The organism is Mesorhizobium sp. M7A.F.Ca.CA.002.15.2.1, from assembly GCF_003998715.1.
Lineage (GTDB): Bacteria > Pseudomonadota > Alphaproteobacteria > Rhizobiales > Rhizobiaceae > Mesorhizobium > Mesorhizobium ciceri.
In genome coordinates, this window is the sequence record NZ_RZPI01001130.1 from 1 (window position 1) to 888 (window position 888).

General features: G+C 63.9%; 1 protein-coding gene. It reads left to right on the plus strand.

Annotation, left to right across the window (positions count from 1 at the left end):
- Positions 1–18: 18 nt before the first annotated feature.
- Positions 19–888, plus strand: an 870-nt coding sequence (locus tag ENZ74_RS33140; protein WP_164761465.1) for an EAL domain-containing protein, incomplete at its 3' end; no start/stop codon positions are given.

The following is an 888-nucleotide window of genomic DNA, read 5'->3' on the forward strand; positions in this document are numbered from 1 at the left end:
ATTGCGGAGCGAGGAACCGTGTCGCGCAGCGTCGGGCTTGCCCACATCATCCGTCAGGACGACGGCACCTCCACCGGTGTCTGGGGCATCTACACGTTGCAAAGCGCTTTCCAGCCGATCTTCGCCTTCAAGGAAGGCAAGCTGTCGGTGGTCGCGTTCGAAGGGCTGATCCGACCGTTCCGCGACGGCGAGCCACAATCGCCGATGAATTTCTTCTCGACCTGTCCGGCCGCCGACCGGCTGCATATCGAGGCGCTGACCAGGACGCTGCATCTTCTCAACGCCGGTGCCTGCCTGCCGCAGGAAGCGTCGATCTTTGTTAATTTCGACCCGTCGGTGTTCACCGAACGCACTGTTGCCGACGCTGCCTTGCGCGAAATGCGGCTCGTGCTGCACGAGGCCGGCATCGACCCGCGTCGCGTCGTCTGCGAGGTGACCGAGCAGCGGTCGGCGTCGCAGGAAGCCTTGCACGGCTTCGTCGCGGCATTGAGAGCCAACGGTTTCCGCATCGCCGTCGACGACTATGGCGCCGACGATTCCGACATCAACCGGGTCAAGGAGTTGAAGCCGGATATCGTCAAGTTCGATGCCTACTGGATCACGCAGCTGATGGAGTCCGGCGCCGGCTTCGCGTTGCTGACCACCATGGTGAAGAACTTCGAGGAGCAAGGCATCCATACGGTGTTCGAAGGCATCGAGGAGGGCTGGCAACTGGAGCTCGCCGAGAAATCGGGTGCGTCGATGGTGCAGGGTTTCGTGCTGGCGCGGCCCGAATTGGCGCCGACCAGCTTTGGCGTCTTCGACAAGGCCGGGCAGGCGCCTGTCGCTGCTGCCGTCGACACGTCGGCTGCTGCCGTGGCAACGCCTTCGGCGCGGCCGGTCAAGGCC